The sequence below is a fragment of the Streptomyces prunicolor NBRC 13075 genome (assembly GCF_000367365.1).
GTDB lineage: Bacteria > Actinomycetota > Actinomycetes > Streptomycetales > Streptomycetaceae > Streptomyces > Streptomyces prunicolor.
Genome location: NZ_BARF01000098.1, coordinates 43,578 through 65,136, shown reverse-complemented (window position 1 = coordinate 65,136; position 21,559 = coordinate 43,578). Strand labels below are relative to the sequence as shown.

Annotated in this window: 16 protein-coding genes and 2 pseudogenes; 13 read left to right on the top strand and 5 right to left on the bottom strand. The window is 70.3% G+C overall.

Annotated elements, in window-relative coordinates; genetic code table 11:
* Positions 1-10 precede the first annotated feature (10 nt).
* Positions 11-4,291 (bottom strand): discoidin domain-containing protein, encoded by a 4,281-nt coding sequence (locus SPR02S_RS41355; RefSeq protein WP_019062911.1) that lies wholly within the window; start codon positions 4,289-4,291, stop codon positions 11-13.
* 746 nt (positions 4,292-5,037) lie between these two features.
* On the opposite strand from SPR02S_RS41355, the pseudogene SPR02S_RS57445 reads away from it, so the two are divergent.
* The 11 genes and pseudogenes from SPR02S_RS57445 to SPR02S_RS41305 all read left to right on the top strand — a co-directional run bounded on the left by SPR02S_RS57445 (position 5,038) and on the right by SPR02S_RS41305 (position 15,584).
* A pseudogene (locus tag SPR02S_RS57445) lies at positions 5,038-6,209 on the top strand (NAD(P)/FAD-dependent oxidoreductase).
* Complete coding sequence (locus tag SPR02S_RS41345) at positions 6,206-7,123, top strand: RNA polymerase sigma-70 factor (protein WP_019062910.1); 918 nt, start codon at positions 6,206-6,208, stop codon at positions 7,121-7,123. Before SPR02S_RS57445 ends, SPR02S_RS41345 begins: the two are co-directional and overlap by 4 nt.
* 111 nt (positions 7,124-7,234) lie before the next feature.
* A pseudogene (locus SPR02S_RS65275) lies at positions 7,235-7,417 on the top strand (helix-turn-helix domain-containing protein); the annotation flags it as partial.
* Positions 7,418-7,505: 88 nt separating this feature from the next.
* Positions 7,506-7,715: a hypothetical protein gene (locus SPR02S_RS65270; protein ID WP_019062909.1), complete on the top strand. Its 210-nt coding sequence runs from the start codon at positions 7,506-7,508 to the stop codon at positions 7,713-7,715.
* 34 nt (positions 7,716-7,749) lie between these two features.
* Entirely contained in the window at positions 7,750-8,583 is an 834-nt protein-coding gene (locus SPR02S_RS41335; RefSeq protein WP_019062908.1) for a M55 family metallopeptidase, read from the top strand.
* A complete protein-coding gene (locus SPR02S_RS41330; protein WP_019062907.1) occupies positions 8,576-9,886 on the top strand; it encodes a M20/M25/M40 family metallo-hydrolase in 1,311 nt (436 codons plus the stop codon). Before SPR02S_RS41335 ends, SPR02S_RS41330 begins: the two co-directional genes overlap by 8 nt.
* A gap of 15 nt (positions 9,887-9,901) precedes the next feature.
* Positions 9,902-11,854 carry a S9 family peptidase gene (locus SPR02S_RS41325; RefSeq protein ID WP_019062906.1) on the top strand — a complete coding sequence of 651 codons (1,953 nt, stop codon included), beginning with the start codon at positions 9,902-9,904 and terminating at the stop codon, positions 11,852-11,854.
* The gene (locus SPR02S_RS41320) at positions 11,851-12,780 is read left to right on the top strand and encodes a S66 peptidase family protein (RefSeq protein WP_019062905.1); all 930 of its coding nucleotides are present in this window, start codon (positions 11,851-11,853) and stop codon (positions 12,778-12,780) included. The genes SPR02S_RS41325 and SPR02S_RS41320 overlap by 4 nt, the downstream gene beginning before the upstream one ends.
* Positions 12,781-12,918: 138 nt before the next feature.
* Positions 12,919-14,727 (top strand): CocE/NonD family hydrolase, encoded by a 1,809-nt coding sequence (locus SPR02S_RS41315; RefSeq protein ID WP_086021698.1) that lies wholly within the window; start codon positions 12,919-12,921, stop codon positions 14,725-14,727.
* Positions 14,728-14,770: 43 nt separating this feature from the next.
* Complete coding sequence (locus tag SPR02S_RS41310) at positions 14,771-15,013, top strand: LapA family protein (protein ID WP_019062903.1); 243 nt, start codon at positions 14,771-14,773, stop codon at positions 15,011-15,013.
* Between the two features lie 19 nt (positions 15,014-15,032).
* Complete coding sequence (locus tag SPR02S_RS41305; protein WP_019062902.1) at positions 15,033-15,584, top strand: GNAT family N-acetyltransferase; 552 nt, start codon at positions 15,033-15,035, stop codon at positions 15,582-15,584.
* Here the strand turns inward: SPR02S_RS41305 and SPR02S_RS41300 are convergent.
* Positions 15,556-15,903, bottom strand: a complete 348-nt coding sequence (locus SPR02S_RS41300; RefSeq protein WP_019062901.1) for a DUF6204 family protein — start codon at positions 15,901-15,903, stop codon at positions 15,556-15,558. The two genes, SPR02S_RS41305 and SPR02S_RS41300, sit on opposite strands and share 29 nt — an antisense overlap.
* 159 nt (positions 15,904-16,062) lie before the next feature.
* Here SPR02S_RS41300 and SPR02S_RS41295 point away from each other — a divergent pair, with 159 nt between their 5' ends.
* A complete protein-coding gene (locus SPR02S_RS41295) occupies positions 16,063-18,030 on the top strand; it encodes a DUF5107 domain-containing protein (RefSeq protein ID WP_026151331.1) in 1,968 nt (655 codons plus the stop codon).
* A 27-nt stretch (positions 18,031-18,057) separates the two neighbouring features.
* Here SPR02S_RS41295 and SPR02S_RS41290 read toward each other — a convergent pair whose 3' ends face one another.
* Complete coding sequence (locus SPR02S_RS41290) at positions 18,058-18,405, bottom strand: VOC family protein (protein ID WP_019062899.1); 348 nt, start codon at positions 18,403-18,405, stop codon at positions 18,058-18,060.
* 135 nt (positions 18,406-18,540) lie between these two features.
* Here SPR02S_RS41290 and SPR02S_RS41285 point away from each other — a divergent pair, with 135 nt between their 5' ends.
* Positions 18,541-20,388 (top strand): transketolase, encoded by a 1,848-nt coding sequence (locus tag SPR02S_RS41285; RefSeq protein ID WP_019062898.1) that lies wholly within the window; start codon positions 18,541-18,543, stop codon positions 20,386-20,388.
* Positions 20,389-20,470: 82 nt separating this feature from the next.
* Here the strand turns inward: SPR02S_RS41285 and SPR02S_RS41280 are convergent, their stop codons facing one another.
* Entirely contained in the window at positions 20,471-20,641 is a 171-nt protein-coding gene (locus tag SPR02S_RS41280) for a hypothetical protein (RefSeq protein ID WP_019062897.1), read from the bottom strand.
* Positions 20,642-20,684: 43 nt separating this feature from the next.
* Positions 20,685-21,506, bottom strand: coding sequence for a class I SAM-dependent methyltransferase (locus SPR02S_RS41275; protein ID WP_019062896.1), 822 nt, complete (start codon positions 21,504-21,506; stop codon positions 20,685-20,687).
* Positions 21,507-21,559 lie beyond the last annotated feature (53 nt).

The following is a 21,559-nucleotide window of genomic DNA, read 5'->3' as shown; positions in this document are numbered from 1 at the left end:
GCGGCGGGAGTTACTGGACGTTGATCGTGAAGGTGGACGTGGTGTTGCGGATGTCCTGCGCGTTGCCGCTCATCCGCAGGTTGACGAAGGTCGCCGAACCCACGGCGGGTCCCTGACCGGGTTCGGGCAGCTCGTTGGCCCAGATGCCCCATCCGGACTTGGCGTCGAACGCGTCTCCGCTCTTCTTGGAGTTGGTGATGGAGATGTCGGTGAAGATCGTGTCCTTCACCGGGAACTGGGGCTGTCCTCCTACGTAGTTGGTCTGGAACATCACGCCTCCGTACGTGGAGTCGTCGATGTCGACGTCGTTGACCCGGATGCCCTGGAAGACCTTCGAGGCCGAGAACGCCCAGATGGCCGGGAAGACCTGGGAGCCCCAGAAATGGCCGCCCGTTCGGTCCAGGGAGACGTTCTCGATCGTCGTCGGATCGGTCCCGAAGCCGTTCATCGGGTAGCCGAAGTCCAGCGAGGAGATCGTGATGCCGGAGTAGACCAGGGTGTCGGCGACCCGGATGTTGCGGAAGGTGTTGTTGAAGCCGCCGTAGACGGCGATACCGGCCGCACGCCAGGTGAGCGTCGACGTCAGGTTCTCGTAGAGGTTGTTCTTCTCGTCGGCGCCGCCCGCGTCGATCGCCGAGAAGAGCGCGAAGCTGTCGTCGCCCGTGGCCCGGGCGTCGTTGTTGACGACGTGGTTGTCCGTGGAGCCGTTCGTCATGTTGATGCCGTCGGCGAAAGTGTCACGGATGCGGGAGTTCTTGATGGTCATGTTGTCGGTGTTGGCGCCCCAGTACATGCACACCATGTGCTCGACCCAGATGTCGTCGATGGTGATGTTGGAGACGTTGGAGAAGTCAAAGACCTTTCCTGGTCCGTCGATTCGGGACGTGTAGTTCCCGAAGTAGGCGAAGCCGGTGAACGACGAGCCGTTCGCGGTGGCCTCGGCCCGGATGCCGACGTCGGTGTTCTCCTGCGAGGAGGGGGCGTGGAAGCGGGTGAACCACGACCCGGCTCCGACGACCTTGACCGCCTTGCCGTAGACCTGGAGCTTGCTGGAGGTCTCGTAGTCACCGGCGGGCAGGTAGACGCCGACGAGCTTGCCCGTGGTGTCCATGCGGACCGTGTCGAGCGCGTTCTGCACGTCCTGCTGCGCGAAGCCGGCCGGGACCACGTACGCGGCCGGGTCCGGGTTCGGAGTCGCCGTCGCCTGCTCGGTGTTGATGAAGTCGATCGCGTACGTGGAGGTGTTGGCCGCGTCCTTCTGGAGGCGGATCTTGGAACCGGCCGGAACTGTCTTGCCCAGCAGGAGATTCGCCTCGTCGTAGATGTGGCGCTGGGTACCGGCGCTCGGCGAGTTGCCGGGCGCGGTCTCGGCGCCGTACAGCCAGGCGTACTTGGAGGTGAGGTCGATGACCTTGAGGAACTGGCCGTCGACGTAGACGTCGAGCGTGGTGTTGGTGCCGTCGGGGATGGAGAAGCGGGTGACCAGGGTGTTGGTGGACGCGCGGGTGGTCCATTCGACGTACTGGCCGGTCGAGTTGAGGGTCACCGCCTTGCGGCCGCTCGCCTCGCCCGCGATGTCGCCGATGGTGCGGTTCGGTCCGACGACCTGGGCGCCGCCGCCCACTGTGCCGTCCTCGGCTTCGTACATGTCGTACGGCATGTCGGCGCCGCGGCCGACGAACAGGTTCTGCGTGGTGGTGTTGTTGGTCCGCTTGACCGGGAGTTCGTTGGTGTCGTCGGCGATGACCGTCTTGACGGTGAACTTGCCGTTGGCGGCCGTCCAGGAGCCGAGGCTGACCGGTGCGGTCGTCTGGCCGGCGGCGATCGTGCCGCTGTAGGAGCCGGTGAGCGTCTTGACGGTGGCGCCGTTGGCGTCCAGGAGCGTCAGCGTGACGCCGTGCGCGCCGGCGGCCGAGCCGATCGAACCCTGGTTCTTGATCGCCACGGTGAACGTGACGTTGTCGCCCGCCGAGGGGCTGGACGGGGTCCAGGCGACCGGTGCGGCGACCAGGTCGGAGCTGGAGACCGGCTTGACGACGAGGGCGTCGGGGGCGGTGTAGACGTTGTTGCCCTCGTTCTGCTCGATGACCTTGTTGGACGGGTCCACCTCGGCGCCGAGCGGGTAACTCCCCGCGTCCCGGGTGCCGATGCTCGCCGTGACCGTCGTCGACGCGCCCGCCGCGAGGGCCGGGACGTCCGCCGTGGCGGCCTTCGTGCCGCCGAGCGTGAAGTTCAGGTCGGTGGCCTTGGACGCCTTGCTGCCGCTGTTGGTGACCGTCGCCGTCAGGCTGATGGCGTCCGACTCGACCGGGGCCGCGGGCGTGTGGGTGATGCCGGTGACCTTGAGGTCAGGGTTGGCGGCCGGGGTGCCGATCACCTGGAACTCGGCGACCTGGGCGCCCGGGGCACCGGTGTTGGAGGCGAACTTGAGCTGGATGTCGGCGGCGGCGCCGGACACCGGGATGGTCACCGTGTTGCCGCTCGCCGGGTTGAAGACGTAGTCCTTCGCCGCGACGAGACTCGTGAACGCGGTCGCGTCCTGGTCCCGGCCCAGCACCTGGATGTTCTGCGTACGCGTCGACCACGCGGCGTCCGGGTTCAGCTTGACGACGACCTGACTGAGGTCGGCGTTGGCACCCAGCTTGGTGGTGAGGGTGGCCGGGTAGGCACCGCCCCCGCCCTCCCAATACGTCGCGATCTGGCCGTCGTTGGCGTTCGCGGCGACATAGGTGAAGGTGTACGACGAGGCCTCGATGGGCTTGCCCTGTGCGAGGTCGGAGCCCGCACCGTTGCCGGCTCGGGTGACGCTGTTGCTCGCCACCGACACGTTCCCGGCGGCGTCCTTGGCCTTCACGTAGTAGGTGACCGTGGCCGTCGCCGAAGGGGTGTCGGTGTACGAAGTCACGTCACCGGCAAGGGACTTGAGGAGCTGGTCGTTGGCGTAGACGTCGTACCCGGTGACCTGGACGTTGTCGCTCGACGCCTGCCAGGTCAGCTTCACGTCGCTGCCCGACTGCGTGTAGGCGAGGTTGCCCGGCGCGGTGGGCGCCTGGGTGTCGCCGGTCGAGCCCTTGCGGGTGACGCTGTTGCTGTTGGCGGAGACATTGCCCGCCGCGTCCTTGGCCCGCACGAAGTACGTGATGTCGCTGCCGGCCGGCTGCGTGTCGGTGTACGTCAGCACGTTCCCGGCGACGCTCGACCTCAACTGCCCGTTGGCGTAGATGTCGTAGCCGGTCACGGCCGTGTCGTCGGTGGCCGCGGTCCAGTTCAACTCGATCTGCCCGGTGGCCGGTTCGGTGTAGCTCAGGTTGCCCGGTGCGGTGGGCGCCTGCGTGTCACCGGTCGCCGGTCCGTAGACCTCCAGCTCGGACACCTGCCCGGCGGGCCAGCCGGTGTTCGCCGTGATCAGCACGCGCACGTACCGCGTGGTCGTCGCGTCGAAGGCGATGGTCGTCGACTGGTCGGTGGAACTGTCGAAGGTATACGCCTTCGACGCCGTCAGGTCGGTGAAGTTCTGGTTGTCGGTCGAGCCCTGGATCTTGAGCGTCTGACTGCGGCTCGGCCAGCTGCTCGGCAGCCGCAACGTCACCTGGTTGACCCTGACCGACGAGCCGAGGTCGACCTGGAGCCACTGCGGGAACGCGTTGTTCGTGCTCTCCCAGTAGGTGTCGCGGTTGCCGTCACCGGCGTTGGCCGCGCCGTAGACATCGGCGTGCCCGCTCTCGCTGAAGGGCTTGCCCTGGGCGAGGTTGGGGGTCTGGGCGGTGGCCGTGAGGACCTGCATCTCGGCCAACTGGGCCGTACCGGCTACCGAGTTGGCGCTGAAGTCGGCCCGCACGTACCGGGCGAGGGTCGAAGGCACCGAGATCTTCACGGTGTTGTCGTCACCGGGGCTGAAGACGTACTGCGCCGATGACTTGAGCGTCGCGAAGCTCTTGCCGTCGTCGCTGCCCTGGAGCGCCAGCGTCTGCTTGCGGGTCTGCCAGCCCTCGGGCAGCCGCAGCACGACCTGTCGGACGCGCTTGCTCTTCCCGAGGTCGGTCTGCACCCACTGGGCCGACTTCTTCCCGGCCTGCCAGTAGGTGTCGGTGTCGCCGTCGGTGATGTTGGTGGCCTTGTGCGCGCCGCGGGTGCTGCCCGCGGTGGTCTTCGCGTCCGCGGCGACGTTGGGACCGCCGGCCGCGTGCGCGCCGACGGCGGGCAGGCCCAGCACCATCACGGCGGAGGCGAGCGCGGCGATCGCCGCGCGCCGCCTGGGGGATCTCTGCTTGTGTCGAGTCGGTCGAGTCATACGGGTCACTTCCTGCGGAGGCTCGCGCGCCGGTGGGGCGGCGAGGGCGGCTCGTTCCTGGCGGAGTGGTGCAGGAGCAGAAAGGTGCGGGTGATCGGTGACGAGTGATCAGCACAGAGTGTGAGGCAGGAATTTGCGTTCTTTCATCGAAATATTGCAGAGCTGGGTGGGCGGGTCTACAACTTGAACAGCGCAATTTTCACCAGAAGCACTCATCACTCCGGAGTGGCGGGGGCTCGGGTGCCCCTTCCGGGCCGGTGAAGCGATCAACTGGCGGGTGCCAGGGCAGGCTTGAGGGGCTCGCGGGGTTCGGTCTGCGACTCGGCGGTAGTCGCGGGCTTGCGTTCCGGGACCGCAAGTGGACGCAAGATGTGCAAGTTCTTGCGCGATCCGTGCGTTGTGAGAGGCGAGTCCAGGGTGGGGCGTGGAGTCGACCGCTGCGTGTGTGCGGCGGAGGGCCGAGTGGTCGGCTCCAGAAGACCGCGGTCGTGCTCGCGGGCCGCGTGGAAGCGCCAGGCCCTGCCGCTGACCTGCGGATCCTGTTGTTCCGTCAGTTCCCGTGCGAAGCCAGTCGATCATGATTGCATGCAGCGCGTCGCGGCGCTCGGAGCGCTGATGCCGCGCACGCTCTCTGCTCTCGATGCGACGCGGGTCATATCGACCCCGTGTCACGAACCGAAGGGCAGCTTGCGTCTGGTGGTCGTCCGCACAGCGGGAACGACCGAGACGAAAGAGACAGCAGAGCGATGAACGCGACAGCAGCGCAGCAGCACGAGGTCCTGGTCCTGGGCGCCGGCTACGCCGGGCTCTCCGCCGCGATCCAGCTCGCGGCCCGCACCAGGAAACGCGGAGACCTGCGAGTGACGCTGGTCAACCCCTACGACACCTTCACCGAGCGGCTCCGACTGCACATGACCGCCACCGGTCAGGAGACGGCCGAGATGAACATCCCGGAGCTGCTGGACGGCACCGGCGCCGGCTTCGTCCGTGGCTGGGTCACCGCCGTGGACGCCGAGACGAAGACCGTCCGGATCGACGACGACCGGGTCCTGCGCTACGACACCCTGGTCTACGGCCTGGGCGGCATCGCGAACACCGTTGCCGTCCCCGGCGTGGACGACCACGCCTACACCCTCAACGGCCCGCAGGACGCCGCCCTCCTCGCCGACCGGCTGACCCGGCTCGACGGTGGGACCGTCGTGGTCGGCGGCAGCGGCCTCACCGGCGTCGAGGCCGCCGCGGAGATCGCCGAGCGGTACCCGGAGCTCCAGGTGGTGCTGCTGGGTCGGCAGGAGCCGGGCGCGAGCATGCACCCGAAGGCCAAGGCCTACTTGGACGAGGCGCTCGCCCGGCTCGGCGTGCGGGTGCGCAGCGGCGTCGAGGTGGCCAAGGTGCTGACGGCTCCAGCATCCCGGCGGGCGCGGTGCTGTGGACCAGCGGCACCCGTGTCTCGCCGCTGGCGGCCGCCGCGGGTCTGACCGTCGACGAGCGCGGCCGGGTGGTCACCGACAGCGCGCTGCGCTCGGTCTCCCACCCGGACGTCTATGCCGTGGGCGATGCGGCGGCGATCCGCCGGGGCTACGGCGTGATGCACGGGACCTGTCAGGGGGGTATGCCCACCGGCGTGCACGCGGCCCTCTCGATCCTGCGGGTGCTGGCCGGCAAGGAGCCCAAGCCCTTCCGCTTCGGCTACTACCACACACCTGTCAGTCTGGGTCGGAACGACGCCGTCGTGCAGTTCACCCACCCCGACGACAGCCCGCGCCGGATCGTGCTGACCGGCAAGCGAGCCGCACAGTACAAGGAAACGGTCACCGCCGTGCCGTGGCCGACCTTCGCCCGCATGAAGAAGATGCCCGTCTCGGGCGCGTTCTGGCCGCACGGCGGCCGCTACACCCGGATTCGGAGCGCCAAGTGACCCAGCCGCAGCAGGCCGGCCCCGACCAGCTTGCCTTCCAGCAGTACCGCACCCTGCTCTTCTCCGTCGCCTACCGCGTCCTCGGCTCCGCCGCCGACGCCGAGGACGTGGTCCAGGACGCGTGGCTCAAGTGGTCGGCGGCCGACCGTTCCGAGGTCGCCGACCCCAAGGCCTACCTGACCCGGATCGTCTCCAACCTGGCGATGGAGCGGCTTCGTTCGACTCGCCACCAGCGCGAGACCTACGTCGGGCCATGGCTCCCCGAGCCGATCCTCACCGGCCCGGACACAGCTGACGGCGTCGCCACGACGGACTCGGTCTCCATGGCCCTGCTGGTTGTGCTGGAGACGCTGAGTCCCTTGGAGCGCGCGGTCTTCGTACTGAAGGAGGCCTTCGCCTTCAGCTATGCGGAGATCGCGGAGGCGGTGGAACGCTCGGAGGCGGCGGTCCGGCAGGCCGCGCACCGTGCCCGCGAGCACGTCCAGGCCCGTCGGCCCCGTTTCACCGCGGACCGCGCCCGCCAACGCGACGTCGCCGAGCGCTTCTTCGCGGCGACGGCGGGCGGCGGCATCAACACCCTCATGGAGTTGCTCTCCCCGGACGTGGCCCTGTGGACCGATGGCGGCGGCAAGGTCCGCCAGGCCCTCAAACCGGTCATCGGCCTGGAGACCGTGGCCCGTTGGTTCGCCGCGCTCGGCACCACGACCTACCAGGGCATCGAGCCCGGGCAGATGCGGGCAGAACTCACCTGGATCAACGGCGGCCCGGGCGTGGTCTTCCGCGGCCCGGACCGCGTGATCGCCACGCTGACCTTCGGCTTCGATCCGGAAGGCCGCATCTCGACCATCCACAACGTGGCCAATCCCGACAAGCTCCATGCAGTCGCCGACGGAACTCGACACGAACTCTCCTGAGCCGCCTGATGTCGGCGTACCCTCTGATCGGCTTGCCTGCCTTGCCTGTTGCTGCCGCGCGCCCGACAGTCCTGACCGCCGCCCAGCGGCACCGGTTGAAGAAGGCGGCCTGTGGCCACAAGACCGAGTACCGGGGCCAGAGTGCGGGCGCAGATCGTGTTCCGGGCGGCTCGGGGCAGGTCCAACGCGCGGATCGCCGTTGAGGTGGGAGTGCACGTGGACACCGTGCGCACGTGGCGGGGCCGGTTGGCCGACCTGGGCCTGCCGGGACTGACCGACCGCGAGCGCCAGGGGCGGCCTGCCGCTGTCGCGTTGGTCGTGCCCGGAGCCGGCCCGCGAGGCCGTCGAGCGTGGCATCGCGCCCTTCCTCTCGGGGTCCACCGTGTGCCGCCGGCTCGACCAGGACGCGCTCAAGCCCTGGCGGCACCGCTCGTGGATCTTCCTCACCGACCCGGACTTCCGGCCCAAGGCCGAGCGCGTACTGGACCTGTATGCCCGCACCTGGGACGACATCCCGCTCGGCGCGGACGAGTACGTGATCAGCGCGACCGGACCGCTCGGTGATCCACGGCGTGCCCGCGCCGCCCCGTAGGAAGTTGCCTCACGGACGCGTAACGTGACGCTTCATGAAGATCCTCATCAGCGCCGACATGGAGGGTGCCACCGGCGTCACCTGGCCGGCCGACGTGCTGCCGGGGACACCGCAGTGGGAGCGGTGCCGCTCGCTGTTCACCTCGGACGTGAACGCGGCCGTCCTCGGTTTCTACGACGGCGGCGCCGACGAGGTGCTCGTCAACGAGGCCCACTGGACGATGCGCAACCTGCTGCTGGAGCGGCTCGACGAGCGCACCGAGATGCTCACCGGCCGGCACAAGTCCCTCTCCATGGTGGAGGGCGTGCAGCACGGCGACGTCGACGGCATCGCGTTCGTCGGCTACCACGCGGGCGCCGGCATGGAGGGCGTCCTCGCCCACACCTACCTCGCGAACTCGATCACCGGCGTGTGGCTGAACGACGTCCGCGCGAGCGAGGGTCTGCTCAACGCGCATGTCGTCGCCGAGTACGGGGTACCGGTGGTCCTTGTCACGGGTGACGACGTGGCCTGCGAGGACGCCCTCGGGTACGCGCCCGAGGCGCTGAAGGTGGCCGTCAAGGACCATGTGTCGCGGTACGCGGCCGTGTGCCGGACACCGGCCAGGACGGCCGCCGACATCCGCGCGGCGGCGAAGGAGGCGGCGAAGCTGGCGGTCCGTCAGGAACCGGTCAGGGGTGGGCCGTTCACCGTCGCCCTGGAATTCGACGCCGAGCACCTCGCGATGGCCGCGACCGTCGTGCCGGGTGTCGGGCGGGTCGGGGAGCGGAAGGTCGCGTACACAAGCGACACCATGCACGAGGGGATCCGAACCTTCAAGGCGGTCACCACGATCGTTTCGGCCGCGGTGGAGGAGCAGTATGGCTGATATCGACGAGCGGGCGCTGGACGACGTCGTGACGTTCACCTCCGACCTCATCCGCATCGACACCACCAACCGGGGCGGCGGCGACTGCCAGGAGCGGCCCGCCGCCGAGTACGCCGCCGGGCAACTGGCGGGCGCGGGGCTCGAACCCATCCTCTTGGAACGCTCCAAGGGCCGCACCAACGTCGTCGCCCGCATCGAGGGCACCGACCCCTCGGCGGACGCGCTGCTCGTGCACGGTCACCTGGACGTCGTACCGGCGCAGGCCGACGAGTGGAGCGTGCACCCGTTCTCCGGGGAGATCCGCGACGGCGTCGTCTGGGGGCGCGGCGCGGTCGACATGAAGAACATGGACGCGATGATCCTCGCCGTCGTCCGCGCCTGGGCCCGGCTGGGCGTACGGCCCCGCCGTGACCTCGTGATCGCGTTCACCGCCGACGAGGAGGCGAGCGCCGAGGACGGCTCCGGATTCCTCGCCGACCAGCATGCCGGGCTCTTCGAGGGCTGCACCGAAGGCATCAGCGAATCAGGGGCGTTCACCTTCCATGACGGCGGTGGCCGGGAGATCTACCCCATCGCGGCCGGCGAACGCGGCACCGGCTGGCTGAAGTTGACCGCGCGCGGCCGGGCGGGCCACGGCTCCAAGGTCAACCACGAGAACGCCGTCACCCGTCTCGCCGCCGCGATCACCCGCATCGGCGAGCACGAATGGCCGCTACGGCTCACCCCGACCGTCCGTGCCTCCCTCACCGAACTCGCCGCCCTGTACGGCATCGACGCCGACCTTGACGATGTCGACGGGCTCCTGACCAAGCTCGGCCCGGCGGGCAAGCTCGTCGAGCCCACGGTCCGCAACAGTGCCAACCCGACCATGCTGGACGCCGGTTACAAGGTCAACGTGATCCCGGGCGAGGCCGTGGCCTACGTCGACGGACGTTATCTGCCGGGCGGCGAGGACGAGTTCCGCATCACCCTGGACCGGCTCACCGGACCGGACGTCGACTGGGAGTTCCACCACCGCGAGGTGGCCCTCCAGGCGCCGGTCGATTCCCTGACGTACGCTCAGATGCGGTCCGCCGTCGAGGAGTTCGCACCCGAGGGGCATGTGGTCCCGTACTGCATGTCCGGCGGCACGGACGCCAAACAGTTCTCACGCCTCGGCATCACCGGCTACGGCTTCGCACCACTGAAGCTCCCCGAGGGCTTCGACTACCAGGCGCTGTTCCACGGAGTCGACGAGCGTGTCCCCGTCGAGGCACTGCACTTCGGCGTCCACGTCCTCGACCGCTTCCTGCGGAACGCCTAGCAAGTGAGGGAAAGCATGCGGACGTTGGCGTACGGCTCGTGGCCCTCGCCCATCGACGCGGCGCTCGCCGCCGCGCATGACGGACATCCCGAGTGGGTCGGTTTCGTCGGCGACGAGGTCTGGTGGACCGAACCACGGCCCACCGAGGGCGGCCGCCGCACCCTGGTACGGCGCCTCGCGGACGGCACCGAGGAGCCGGTGCTGCCCGCGCCGTGGAACGTCCGCAGCCGGGTCATGGAGTACGGCGGACTGCCCTGGGCTGGAACGGTCCAAAACGGCCAACCTCTCGTGGTCTTCGTGAACTTCACCGACCAGCGGCTCTACCTTTACCAGCCGGGGAGCGAACCGGAGCCTCTGACGCCGGTCTCTCCCGTGGGCGGCGGACTCCGCTGGGCGGAACCGCAGGTGCGCCCGGACCTGGGTGAAGTGTGGTGCGTTCTTGAGGAGTTCACCGGCGAGGGCCCCGGTGATGTGCGGCGCGTCCTGGCCGCCGTACCGTTGGACCGGTCCGCCGCCGAGGACCGGCACGCCGTACGTGAACTCACCGGCGAACAGCACCGGTTCGTGTCCGGGCTGCGGATCTCGCCCGACGGGCGGAAGGCGGCCTGGCTCGGCTGGGATCATCCTCGGATGCCTTGGGACGGCACGGAGTTGATGCTCGCCGAGGTGGCCGACGACGGCGCGTTCGGGGAGCCGCGGAACGTCGCCGGTGGGCCCGAGGAGTCGATCGCGCAGGTCGACTGGGGGTTCGACGGCTCGCTGCTGTACGCGAGCGACCGCACCGGCTGGTGGAACCTCTACCGCGACCACCAGCCGCTGTGCGCCCGCGAGGAGGAGTTCGGCGGGCCGCTGTGGAAGCTCGGCCAGCGCTGGTTCGCACCCCTGGAGAGCGGCCCGATCGCCGTCGTGCACGGCCGGGGCGCCACCCTGCTCGGCGTCCTGGACCCGGAGACCGGCGAGGTCGTCGACGCGGCCGGACCCTGGACCGAGTTCGCCTCCACCCTCGCGGTGCACGGCGAGCGGATCGTCGGCGTCGGAGCCAGCCCGCGCAGCGCCTACGAGGTCGTCGAACTCGACACCCGCACCGGCAGAGCCCGGGTCATCGGCGCCGCCCACGACGACCCCGTCGACCCCGCCCACTATCCCGAACCGCAGATCCGCACCTTCGACGGCCCCGCCGGACGCGATATCCACGCCCACATCTACCCACCGCACAACCCGAGTTGGGCCGCGCCGGGCGACCAACTGCCGCCGTACGTCATCTGGGCGCACGGCGGACCCACCAGCCGGGCGCCGCTCGTCCTCGACCTGGAGATCGCCTACTTCACCTCGCGCGGCATCGGCGTCGCCGAGGTCAACTACGGCGGCTCGACCGGGCACGGCCGCGAGTACCGCAACCGGCTGCGCGAGCAGTGGGGTGTCGTCGACGTCGAGGACTGCGCCGCCGTCGCGCTCGCCCTCGCCGACGAGGGCACCGCCGACCGCGCCCGGCTCGCGATCAGGGGCGGCAGCGCCGGCGGCTGGACCAGCGCCGCGTCCCTCGTCACGACCGACGTCTACGCCTGCGGCACCATCATCTATCCCGTCCTCGACCTGGCCAACTGGGCCTCGGGGGAGACCCACGACTTCGAGTCCCGCTACCTGGAGACCCTGGTCGGACCGCTCGCCGAGGTGCCCGCCCGGTACGCCGAGCGCTCACCCGTCGAGCACGCCGACCGGGTCACCGCGCCCTTCCTGCTGATGCAGGGCCTGGCCGACGTGATCTGCCCGCCAGTCCAGTGCGAACGCTTCCTGGAGCGGATGCGCGGACGCCAAGTCCCGCACGCCTACCTCGCGTTCGAGGGCGAGGGCCACGGCTTCCGCCGCGCCGACACCATGATCCGCGCCCTGGAGGCCGAACTCTCCCTGTACGCCCAGGTCTTCGGCATCGAACCGCCCGGCGTCCCGACCCTGGAGCTCACCAAGTGACCGCGCTCGTCCGGCCGTACCGACTCGCCCCCGGCGCCCGCGTCGCCGTCGTCGCGCCCAGCGGGCCGGTGGCCGAGGAACGGCTGGAGGCGGGCCTCGACATCCTGCGCGGCTGGGACCTCGATCCGGTCGTGGCACCCCATGTGCGGGACCGGCACGGCGAGTTGGGCTACCTGGCGGGCACGGAAACCGACCGCGCGGCCGATCTGCAGAACGCCTGGTGCGACCCGTCCGTGGCCGCCGTGCTGTGCGCCCGCGGCGGCTACGGCGTGCAGCGCATCATCGAGCTCCTCGACTGGGAGGCGATGCGGGCCGCCGGGCCGAAGGTGTTCGTCGGCTTCAGCGACCCCACCGTGCTGCACCAGGCGTTCGCCGCCCGGCTGGGCCTGGTCACCCTGTACGGGCCCGCCGCGGCCGGCGCCGACTTCATCAAGAACGCCCGCACGCAGGAGCACTTGAGGGCGACCCTCTTCGACCCGGAGTCCGTGCGGACCATCCATGCCGCCCCGACCGGCGGCGTACTGGTGCCGGGGCGGGCTCGGGGCGTCACCCTCGGCGGCTGTCTGAGCCTGCTCACCTCCGACCTCGGCACCCCGCACGCGCCCGCCGGTGCGCGCGGCGGGCTGCTGATGATCGAGGACATCGGCGAACTCGCGTACCGCGTCGACCGGATGCTGACCCAACTCCTGCGCAGCGGCTGGCTGGACGGCGTCGCCGGGATCGCGCTCGGCTCCTGGGCCGGATGCGGACCGTACGAGAGACTGCGCCCCGTGTTCGTCGACCGGCTCGGCGGACTCGGTGTGCCCGTGGTGGAGGAGTTCGGGTTCGGGCACGGCGAGGGGGCGCTGACGATACCCCTCGGCGTGGCGGCCGAACTCGACGCGGACACAGGCACGTTGACGCTGGACGAGCCCGCACTGCGGTAGCCGCCCGCTTCTCGAACGGTCACCAAGTCGCCCTGTCGTCAGTCGCCTTGCTCCCCATTCGGTTGCCCTCAGCCCCTCTTCGTCTGCCCTCAGTCTTTCTTCGTCCTCAGTCGGGTTGTCCTCAGTGTGGAGGTCCCTGTGTCCCGTCGTGTGCCTGGAATCCGCGCCGCGCTGGCTCTCACGCTCACCGCACCGCTCACCCTCACCGCACCCCTCGCCCTCGGCGGTCCCGCCACCGCCGCCGACCAATACACCGTCACCGCGCTGAAGTTCACCGTCCCCGCGGGCGGCCGGGACTGCACGGTCGACGCCGATTTGTACCGGCCCGCGGGCGTGGACCGTTCCAACCCGGCGCCCGCCGTGCTGGCGACCAACGGCTTCGGGGGCAGCAAGTCGGACGGTTCGACGGACGCCATCGGCAAGGTCTTCGCACGGCGCGGCTATGTCGGGCTCGTCTACTCGGGGCTGGGCTTCGGAAGGTCGGGGTGTCTCATCTCGCTCGACGATCCACGCATCGACGGGGCGGCCGCCTCGGGGCTGATCGACTTCCTGGCGGGGACGCGGGCCGCCGTCGACGGGACCAGGGCCGACTTCGTGACGCTCGACGCGAAGGGCGATCCGCGCGTCGGGATGATCGGCGGCTCGTACGGGGGCGCGGTCCAGCTGGCGACGGCGGCCGTGGACCACCGGGTCGACGCGCTCGTCCCGCTGATCACCTGGAACGACCTGGCGTACTCCCTCGACCCCAACTCCCTCGCTCCCGACAACACGGTCGGCGAAGGCGGTTGGACCGTTCCAGGCGCCTTCAAGTGGCAGTGGGCCAACAGCTTCTACCTCACCGGCGAGACCCAGCCCCTGACCGTACCGAGCCTCGACCCGACCCGGATCAACTCCCTCACCTGTCTGCACTTCGTCACCAGGGCCTGCGCCATGTTCCGCACCCTGAACTCCGGGAGCTACCCGACCAGGGCGACGGCCGACCTGCTCGCCTACATGCGCAGCGTCTCGCCGGTGTCGTATCTGAACCGGGTGAAGGCACCGACGCTGCTCGTCCAGGGGCAGGCCGACAGCCTGTTCAACCTCAACGAGGCGACGGCGACGTACAAGACGCTGAAGGCGCACGGGACGACCGCGAAGATGATCTGGCAGTCGCTGGGGCACAGCAGCGGGACGGCAGCGCCGGTCGCCGGTGAACTCGACCTGAGTCAGGGCGACTTGGAGTCGAGCTATGTCGGCAGGCGCATCGCGGCCTGGTTCGACCGCTATCTGCTCCGGCGGACGGACACGGACACCGGACCGGCGTTCGCCTACTACCGCGACTGGATCACGGACCCCGCCGACACCTACGCCACCGCGAACCAACTCCCTGCGCTCGACGAGAAGTTGTACCTCTCCGGCGACGGCAAGCTGGTGGACGACCGGGCGAAGGTGGCGCGTGGCAGCGGTAAGTACGCCAACCGGCTTGTCCCCACGAGCCATTCGGAGAGCTCGTTGGCCGGGACGATCGGCCTGCCGGACCCGGCGCCGTACGACATGGCGGGCACGTACCTGGGTTGGACCGGTCCACCCCTGGCCCGTACCACGGACGTCGTCGGCGCCCCGAAGGCGACGCTCAAGGTCGTCTCACCGGAGGCACGGCGCGTCCAGAACTCCGGCGACGCGGCCGACAACCTGGTCCTCTTCGCCAAGCTCTACGATCTCGCCCCCGACGGCACCAACACCCTTGTCCACCGGTTGGTCGCTCCTGTCCGCGTGCCGGACGTCACGAAGAGCTTCACGGTCACCCTGCCGGGGATCGTGCACCGGTACGCGAAGGGGCACCGGCTGCGGTTCGTGATCGCGGCGAGCGACGACGCGTACACCGGGAACCGGGGGATCAAGCCGGTCACGGTGGTCAGCTCGCCGCAGGACACCGGGGTGCTGGAGCTGCCGGTCCTCGCGGACTGAGTCTCACCGTGCGTGATGGGCGATTCGGGCTCACCCTGGAGGCATGAGCCCGAAGACCACCGAGAGCGGCGGTAGGACCGGCCAGCGGGAACGCGTGCTGACGCCCGCCCGGATCACGGTTCTGCTGCTCGCCGTCCTGGCCCTGATCTTCATCTTCGAGAACACCCGCGACACGAAGATCCGCCTGCTGATCCCCGAGGTCACCATGCCGCTGTGGATGGCTCTGCTGGGCACGGCGATCATCGGCGCCCTGTGCGGGTGGTATTTCATGCGACGCCGCCGCTAGGCCGGATTAGGGTGTCGGGATGCCGCACACCGCTTCCCGCTATCTCGCCGAGGGCCCCCGCGTGGGCATTCGCCACTTCTCCTACGAGGACGGTGCCGAGTTCACCTCGCGTGCCAGGGAGAGCAAGGACCTGCACCAGCCGTGGCTGTTCCCGCCGGCGAGCGGGGACGCGTACACCGCCTACGCGCGGCGGCTGATCCAGGATCCGACCAAGGCCGGGTTCCTCGTGTGTGAGGTGGACGGCGGCGGCATCGCCGGGTTCATCAACATCAACAACATCGTCCAGGGCGGCTTCCAGTGCGGAGCGCTGGGCTACGGCGCCTTCGCGCACGCGGCCGGGCGCGGGCTGATGCGCGAGGGGATGAACCTCGTGGTGGGGCACGCCTTCGGACCGATGCGGCTGCACCGGCTCGAAATCAACGTGCAGCCCACCAACGCCGCGTCGATCGCCCTCGCCCGCAGCTGCGGGTTCCGCCTCGAAGGCTTCTCGCCGGACATGATCTACATCGACGGCGCGTGGCGGGACCACGAGCGCTGGGCGATCACCGCCGAGATGCGGACTTCCGGTTGACCTTCATCGTGTCCAGGTCCGTCACCGTCGACTTCAGGTCGCGGAAGCCGTAGCCGAGGCCCTTGAGCGCGGTCTCCGCGCGATCCTCCGCGAGCGCCGCCGCCATCTCCGGGCCGTCCGCCGCGTCCGACACCACCACATACCGCCACGAGAAGTGCTTGAGCGGCGCCGGTTCGTAACTGAGCGAGCCCTCCTCGGTGAACCGCATGCTCAGCATCCCGTGCTCCGCCGCCTCGCCCAGCAGCCGCTGCCGCGCCTCGTCCGTCAGTGCGTCCCAGGTGCCCCGGACGATCACCCGGTACGTGTGCTGCTCGCCCATCCGCTGTTCCACTCCTCGGTCCCTGTCGTCGAACGGCCCGACTGTACGTCGGCGAGCGGCGACCGCACGCGGATTTTTCCGCCCGCTCCCCGCGGGCCCCCGTCTTTGCGGAATCCTGACTGGCAATGCCCCTGGCCACCGCACCCGTTGCCGGGTTCCATAGTGATCGTGACGACGATCCGACGTGAGGTACTGACCCTGCCCACCGCCGAGTTGGGTCCGGACAACCCGCTGCCCCCACTGTGTCCGCTCGACGAGACACACCGTGTCGACGACCGGGACCGCGAGGACCTGCCGCGCGACATGGCCCGGCAGGTCGGCTACGAACCCCTCCGCAGCCTGCTGCCGACCCGCGTCCGGGACGGCTACGACAGAGACCGCACACCCCGCCGCATCGACGCCCTCGTGATCGAGAACGACCGGCTCCGCGCCACCGTGCTGCCCGCCCTCGGCGGCCGGATCGCCTCCCTCGTCCACAAGCCCACCGACCGTGAACTCCTGTACCGCAACCCGGTGTTGCAGCCCGCCAACTTCGCCCTCAACGGTGCCTGGTTCTCCGGCGGCATCGAGTGGAACATCGGCGCCACCGGCCACACCACCCTCTCCTGCGCACCCCTGCACGCGGCCCGCGTTCCCGCCCCCGACGGCGGCGAGATGCTCCGCCTCTGGGAGTGGGAACGCCTCCGCGACCTCCCCTTCCAGGTCGACCTCTGGCTCCCGGACGGCTCCGACTTCCTCTACGTCGGCGTCCGCATCCGCAACCCGCACGAGCGGCCCGCGCCCACCTACTGGTGGTCCAACATCGCGGTACCGGAGGAACACCGGGTCCTCGCACCGGCGGAGGAGGCCTGGCACTTCGGATACGAGCGGCGGCTGCGCCGGGTGCCCGTGCCGTCGTACGACGGATTGGACCGGTCCTATCCCCTCAACAGCCCCTACGCAGCCGACTACTTCTACGAGATGCCGGACGGGCGGCGCCGTTGGATCGCCGCGCTCGACGCGGACGGGCACGGGCTGGTGCAGACGTCCACCGATGCGCTGCGGGGGCGAAAGCTGTTCGTGTGGGGCACCGGCACCGGCACCGGCGGCCGGCGCTGGCAGGAGTGGCTCACCGAGCCCGGGACCGGCGGCTACTGCGAGATCCAAGCAGGCCTGGCCCGTACCCAGTTGGAGCACGTAAGGCTGGACCCGGAGAGCGAGGTGTCCTGGCTGGAGGCGTACGGGCCGCTCGACGCCGAGGCGGCGGGGGAGTGGTCCGCCGTCGTGGACGGTGCCGAGGCGCGGCTCGAAACCGCCCTGCCTCGCGCCGACTTGGACGCCGCCTATACCGCCTGGAAGCCGTATGCCGACACCGAACCCGGTGAGATCCTCGCGACCGGCTCCGGCTGGGGCACCCTCGAAGTCCTGCGCACCGACTGGAAGTTGCCCGGCACGCCCTTCGAGGAGTCCATGCTCGGCGAGGCCCAGGCGCCCTGGGCGGAACTCCTGCGCAGCGGTGTCCTGCCCGAGCCGCGCCGGGTCCGGCCGCCCGGCGAGACACTGGTCGCCTCGCACTGGCGGGACATGCTGGAGACCGCGCCCGCGACCCCGCTCACCGAGTACCACCTCGGCGTCGCGCAGTGGCACGCCGGTGATCGGGCGCAGGCGGTGCGGAGTTGGGAGCGGGCCCTCGAACTCGCCCCGTCCCTCTGGCCGTTGCTGCGCTGCCTCGCCGTAGCCGATCAGGAGGCGGGGAACCACGAGCGGGCCGCGGACCGGTACAACGAGGCCTTCGCCGATCTGTGTCATGAGCGGCGGGACGCGGGGGAGCGGTGGACCGCCGCGACGGCCGCGCTCGGGCGGGAGGCCGTCGAGGCGCTGCTGCGGGTGCGGCGGACGGCGGACGCCCGGGCGGTGTGGGAGATGCTGCATCCCGTGACCCGGGAACGCGGCCGATTCCTGCTGCTCCAGGCCGAGTTGCTGCTCGCGGAAGGGCGGCGCGACGACGCGTGGGCGGTCTTCGCCGACGGCTTCGAGGTCGCCGACCTGCGCGAGGGCGCGGAGTCGATCGGTCGGCTGTGGTCCCGGCTCACCGATGAGCCACTGCCGACGCGCTACGACTTCAGGATGCGCCCGGACACGCCCTGAGACGAACCGCGGACCGGCGGTTTCCGATCAGCCCCGCCGGTCCACGTACTCGTAGACCATCCCGTCCGGATGCATCGCGATCAGGTTGCGGCCCGCCGGTGAGGCGATGGGGCCCGCGACGATGTGGGCGCCCAGTTCGGTCAGGACCGCGTGGGTCTCGTCGACGTCCTTGACGGCGATGGTGGCGGCGACCTTGCGCAACACCTCCAGCTCCGCCGACGGCCCGCTCATCAGCAGGAAACAGCCGACCGCGGCCACCGAGACCCCACCCCGCTCGAAACGGAGCGCGGTGCCTCCCGCGAGCCGTTCGTAGAAGGGGACGGCGGTCTCCAGGTCGTCGACGCAGATACGCAGCGTGGCTCCCAGAATCTCCATACGGACGAGCCTAGTTGGGGCGGGCGGGCCGTGGTGATCCTTTCGGGCGATCCCGGTGAGCGTTCGGCACGTGTTTGGGCGGCCTGCTCAGGGGGACGCGGAATGCCTCGCACGGCCACCCTCCGAAGGAGCCTCATGAACACCGGTGAACTCGTCGAACTCGGACAGCAACTGCGCGTGGACAGTGTGCGGGCCGCCGACGCGGCGGGCTCCGGTCATCCCACGTCCTCCATGTCCGCCGCGGACCTGATGGCCGTCCTGCTCGCCCACCACCTCCGCTACGACTTCGACCGCCCCGCCCACCCCGGCAACGACCGCTTCGTCCTCTCCAAGGGACACGCCTCACCCCTGCTCTACGCCGCCTACAAGGCCGCAGGAGCGATCGACGACGCCGAACTGCTCACCTTCCGCATGCTGGACAGCCGTCTCGAAGGGCATCCCACTCCGCAGCGGCTCCCGTGGGTCGAGACCGCCACCGGCTCGCTCGGCCAGGGACTCCCGGTCGGCGTCGGCATCGCCCTGTCCGGCAAACGCCTTGAGCGCGCCGGGTACCGCGTGTGGGTGCTGTGCGGGGACAGCGAGCTGGCCGAGGGCTCGGTGTGGGAGGCCGCCGAGCACGCGGCGTACGAACACCTCGACAACCTCACCCTGATCGTCGACGTCAACCGGCTCGGGCAGCGCGGACCGACCCGGCACGGGCACGACCTGGACGCGTACGCGCGCCGGTTCCAGGCCTTCGGCTGGCACACGGTGGAGATCGACGGACACGACGTGGACGCCGTCGACCGCGCGTACGGCGAGGCAGCGTCCACGCATGGGCAGCCCACCGTGATCCTCGCCCGCACCCTCAAGGGCAAGGGCGTCGCGTCCGTCCAGGACCGCGAGGGCCTGCACGGCAAACCGCTGCCGGACGCGGACGCGGCGATCGCCGAACTGGGCGGCCCGCGCGATCTGCGTGTCCAGGTGCGGGAACCCTCCGCCGCCCGCGCGCTGCACTCCGTACGCGCCGACCACCTGGAGCTCCCGCGCTACGACCGGGGCGACGACGTCCCCACCCGCGACGCCTTCGGCCAGGCCCTCGCCGCGCTCGGCGCCGCCCGCGGTGACGTCGTGGCGCTCGACGGCGAGGTCGGTGACTCCACCCGCACCGAGTACTTCGCCAAGGAACACCCCGACCGCTACTTCGAGTGCTACATCGCCGAGCAGCAGCTCGTCGGCACCGCGGTCGGGCTCGCGGCGCGCGGCTGGGTGCCGTACGCCTCCACGTTCGCGGCGTTCTTCACGCGCGCGTACGACTTCATCCGCATGGCCGCCGTCAGTGGCGCGGGGATCAACCTGGTCGGCTCGCACGCTGGTGTGTCGATCGGGCAGGACGGGCCCTCGCAGATGGGCCTGGAGGACCTGGCGATGATGCGCGCGGTGCACGGCTCGACCGTGCTGTACCCGTGTGACGCCAACCAGACCGCCCGGCTCGTCGCCACCATGGCCGGCCTGGAAGGCGTGCGCTATCTGCGGACCTCGCGCGGCGCCGGGCCGGTCGTCTACGGCCCCGACGAGGAGTTCCCGGTCGGCGGCAGCAAGGTGCTGCGCTTCTCCAGCCGGGACCGCCTGACGATCGTGGCCGCCGGGGTGACCGTGCCCGAGGCGCTGGCCGCCGCCGACGCGCTCGACCGCGACGGCATCCAGGTGCGGGTCGTCGACCTGTACTCGGTCAAGCCCGTCGACGTGGAGACCCTGCGCCAGGCCGCCGAGGACACCGGCTGTCTGCTCACCGTCGAGGACCACCATCCCCAGGGCGGTGTCGGGGACGCGGTCCTGGACGCCTTCCTCGACGGCCGGCCGGTGCCGCGCCTGGTCCGGCTCGCCGTACGCACCATGCCCGGCTCGGCGAGCCCGGCCGAGCAGCTGCACGCGGCCGGCATCGACGCGGAGTCGATCGCGGCGGCCGGGCGGCTGCTGGTGGAGACGGCGGTCGTGCGCTGAACGCGCTCGCCGCCAGGGGCCCGTGCCCGCCGACTTCCCGGCGGGCACGGGCCCGATGTCTGTGGGGTGATGAGGTGGTCCGCTACCAGCGGTACCAGCGTCCCCTGGCGCCGCCCGCCGAGGTGCCGCGCACCAGGAAGCCGAGCAGCCACACGGCGAGCACGATCAGCGCCACCCACCAGAGGATCTTCACTGCGAAGCCGGCGCCGAACAGGACCAGCGCCAGCAGAAGGACGATCAGGATCGGAACCATGTGTGTAACCTCCTGACCGCCCGAGTGCCCCCGAACCGGCGGATCACGCGCCCTTACGGCCCAGGATCTCCCCGTGCAGCACGGCGAACCAGCCGTCCTCCCGCTTCCCCCACTCCCGCCACGCCTCCGATACGGCGGTCAGCTCATCGGCGGTCGCGTGGCCGCCCTCGGTGGCGACCCCGGCATACGAGGAGGCGACGGTACGGTCCGCCCACAGGCCGCTCCACCAGGCCCGCTCGTCCGGGGTGTGGAACGTCCAGGTGCTGGAGGTGGCCGTGACGTCCGTCAGCCCCGCCCGCAGTGCCCACGATTTGAGACGCCGTCCGGCATCCGGCTCGCCCCCGTTGGCGCGGGCCACCCGGCGGTACAGGTCCAGCCAGTCGTCCAGCCCCGGCACCAGCGGGTACCAGGTCATGACCGCGAAGTCCGCGTCGCGGACGGCGATGAACCCGGTCGGCTTGGTCACCCGGATCATCTCGCGCAGCGCCTGCACCGGATCGCCCACGTGCTGGAGCACCTGATGGGCGTGGACCACACAGAACGTGTTGTCCGGATAGTCCAGCGCGTGCACGTCGGCGACCGCGAAGTCGACGTTCGTCAGGCCGCGTTGGGCGGCGGTGGCCCGGGCCTGGTCCAGGATGCCCGGCTCGCGGTCGACACCGGTGACGTGCCCGTCGGGTACCAGCGCCGCCAGGTCCGCGGTGATCGTGCCCGGACCGCAGCCGATGTCCAGGATCTTCATGTGCGGCTTGAGCGAACCGAGCAGGTAGGCCGCGGAGTTGGCGGCGGTGCGCTGGGTGTGCGAACGCAGTACGGACTCGTGGTGCCCGTGCGTGTAGACGGCGGTCTCCTGCGGCTTCGGCATGGCTCTACCTACCCCTTCGCGTCTTCTTCGGCGTAGGCAGAACGGTACGCGCG

Coding starts and splice junctions, on each gene's coding strand:
- SPR02S_RS41355 (WP_019062911.1), bottom strand. CDS start 4,291: ATGACTCGACCGACTCGACACAAGCAGAGATCCCCCAGGCGGCGCGCG.
- SPR02S_RS41335 (WP_019062908.1), top strand. CDS start 7,750: ATGAAGATCCTCATCAGCGCCGACATGGAGGGTGCCACCGGCGTCACC.
- SPR02S_RS41330 (WP_019062907.1), top strand. CDS start 8,576: ATGGCTGATATCGACGAGCGGGCGCTGGACGACGTCGTGACGTTCACC.
- SPR02S_RS41325 (WP_019062906.1), top strand. CDS start 9,902: ATGCGGACGTTGGCGTACGGCTCGTGGCCCTCGCCCATCGACGCGGCG.
- SPR02S_RS41310 (WP_019062903.1), top strand. CDS start 14,771: ATGAGCCCGAAGACCACCGAGAGCGGCGGTAGGACCGGCCAGCGGGAA.
- SPR02S_RS41305 (WP_019062902.1), top strand. CDS start 15,033: ATGCCGCACACCGCTTCCCGCTATCTCGCCGAGGGCCCCCGCGTGGGC.
- SPR02S_RS41300 (WP_019062901.1), bottom strand. CDS start 15,903: ATGGGCGAGCAGCACACGTACCGGGTGATCGTCCGGGGCACCTGGGAC.
- SPR02S_RS41290 (WP_019062899.1), bottom strand. CDS start 18,405: ATGGAGATTCTGGGAGCCACGCTGCGTATCTGCGTCGACGACCTGGAG.
- SPR02S_RS41285 (WP_019062898.1), top strand. CDS start 18,541: ATGAACACCGGTGAACTCGTCGAACTCGGACAGCAACTGCGCGTGGAC.
- SPR02S_RS41280 (WP_019062897.1), bottom strand. CDS start 20,641: ATGGTTCCGATCCTGATCGTCCTTCTGCTGGCGCTGGTCCTGTTCGGC.
- SPR02S_RS41275 (WP_019062896.1), bottom strand. CDS start 21,506: ATGCCGAAGCCGCAGGAGACCGCCGTCTACACGCACGGGCACCACGAG.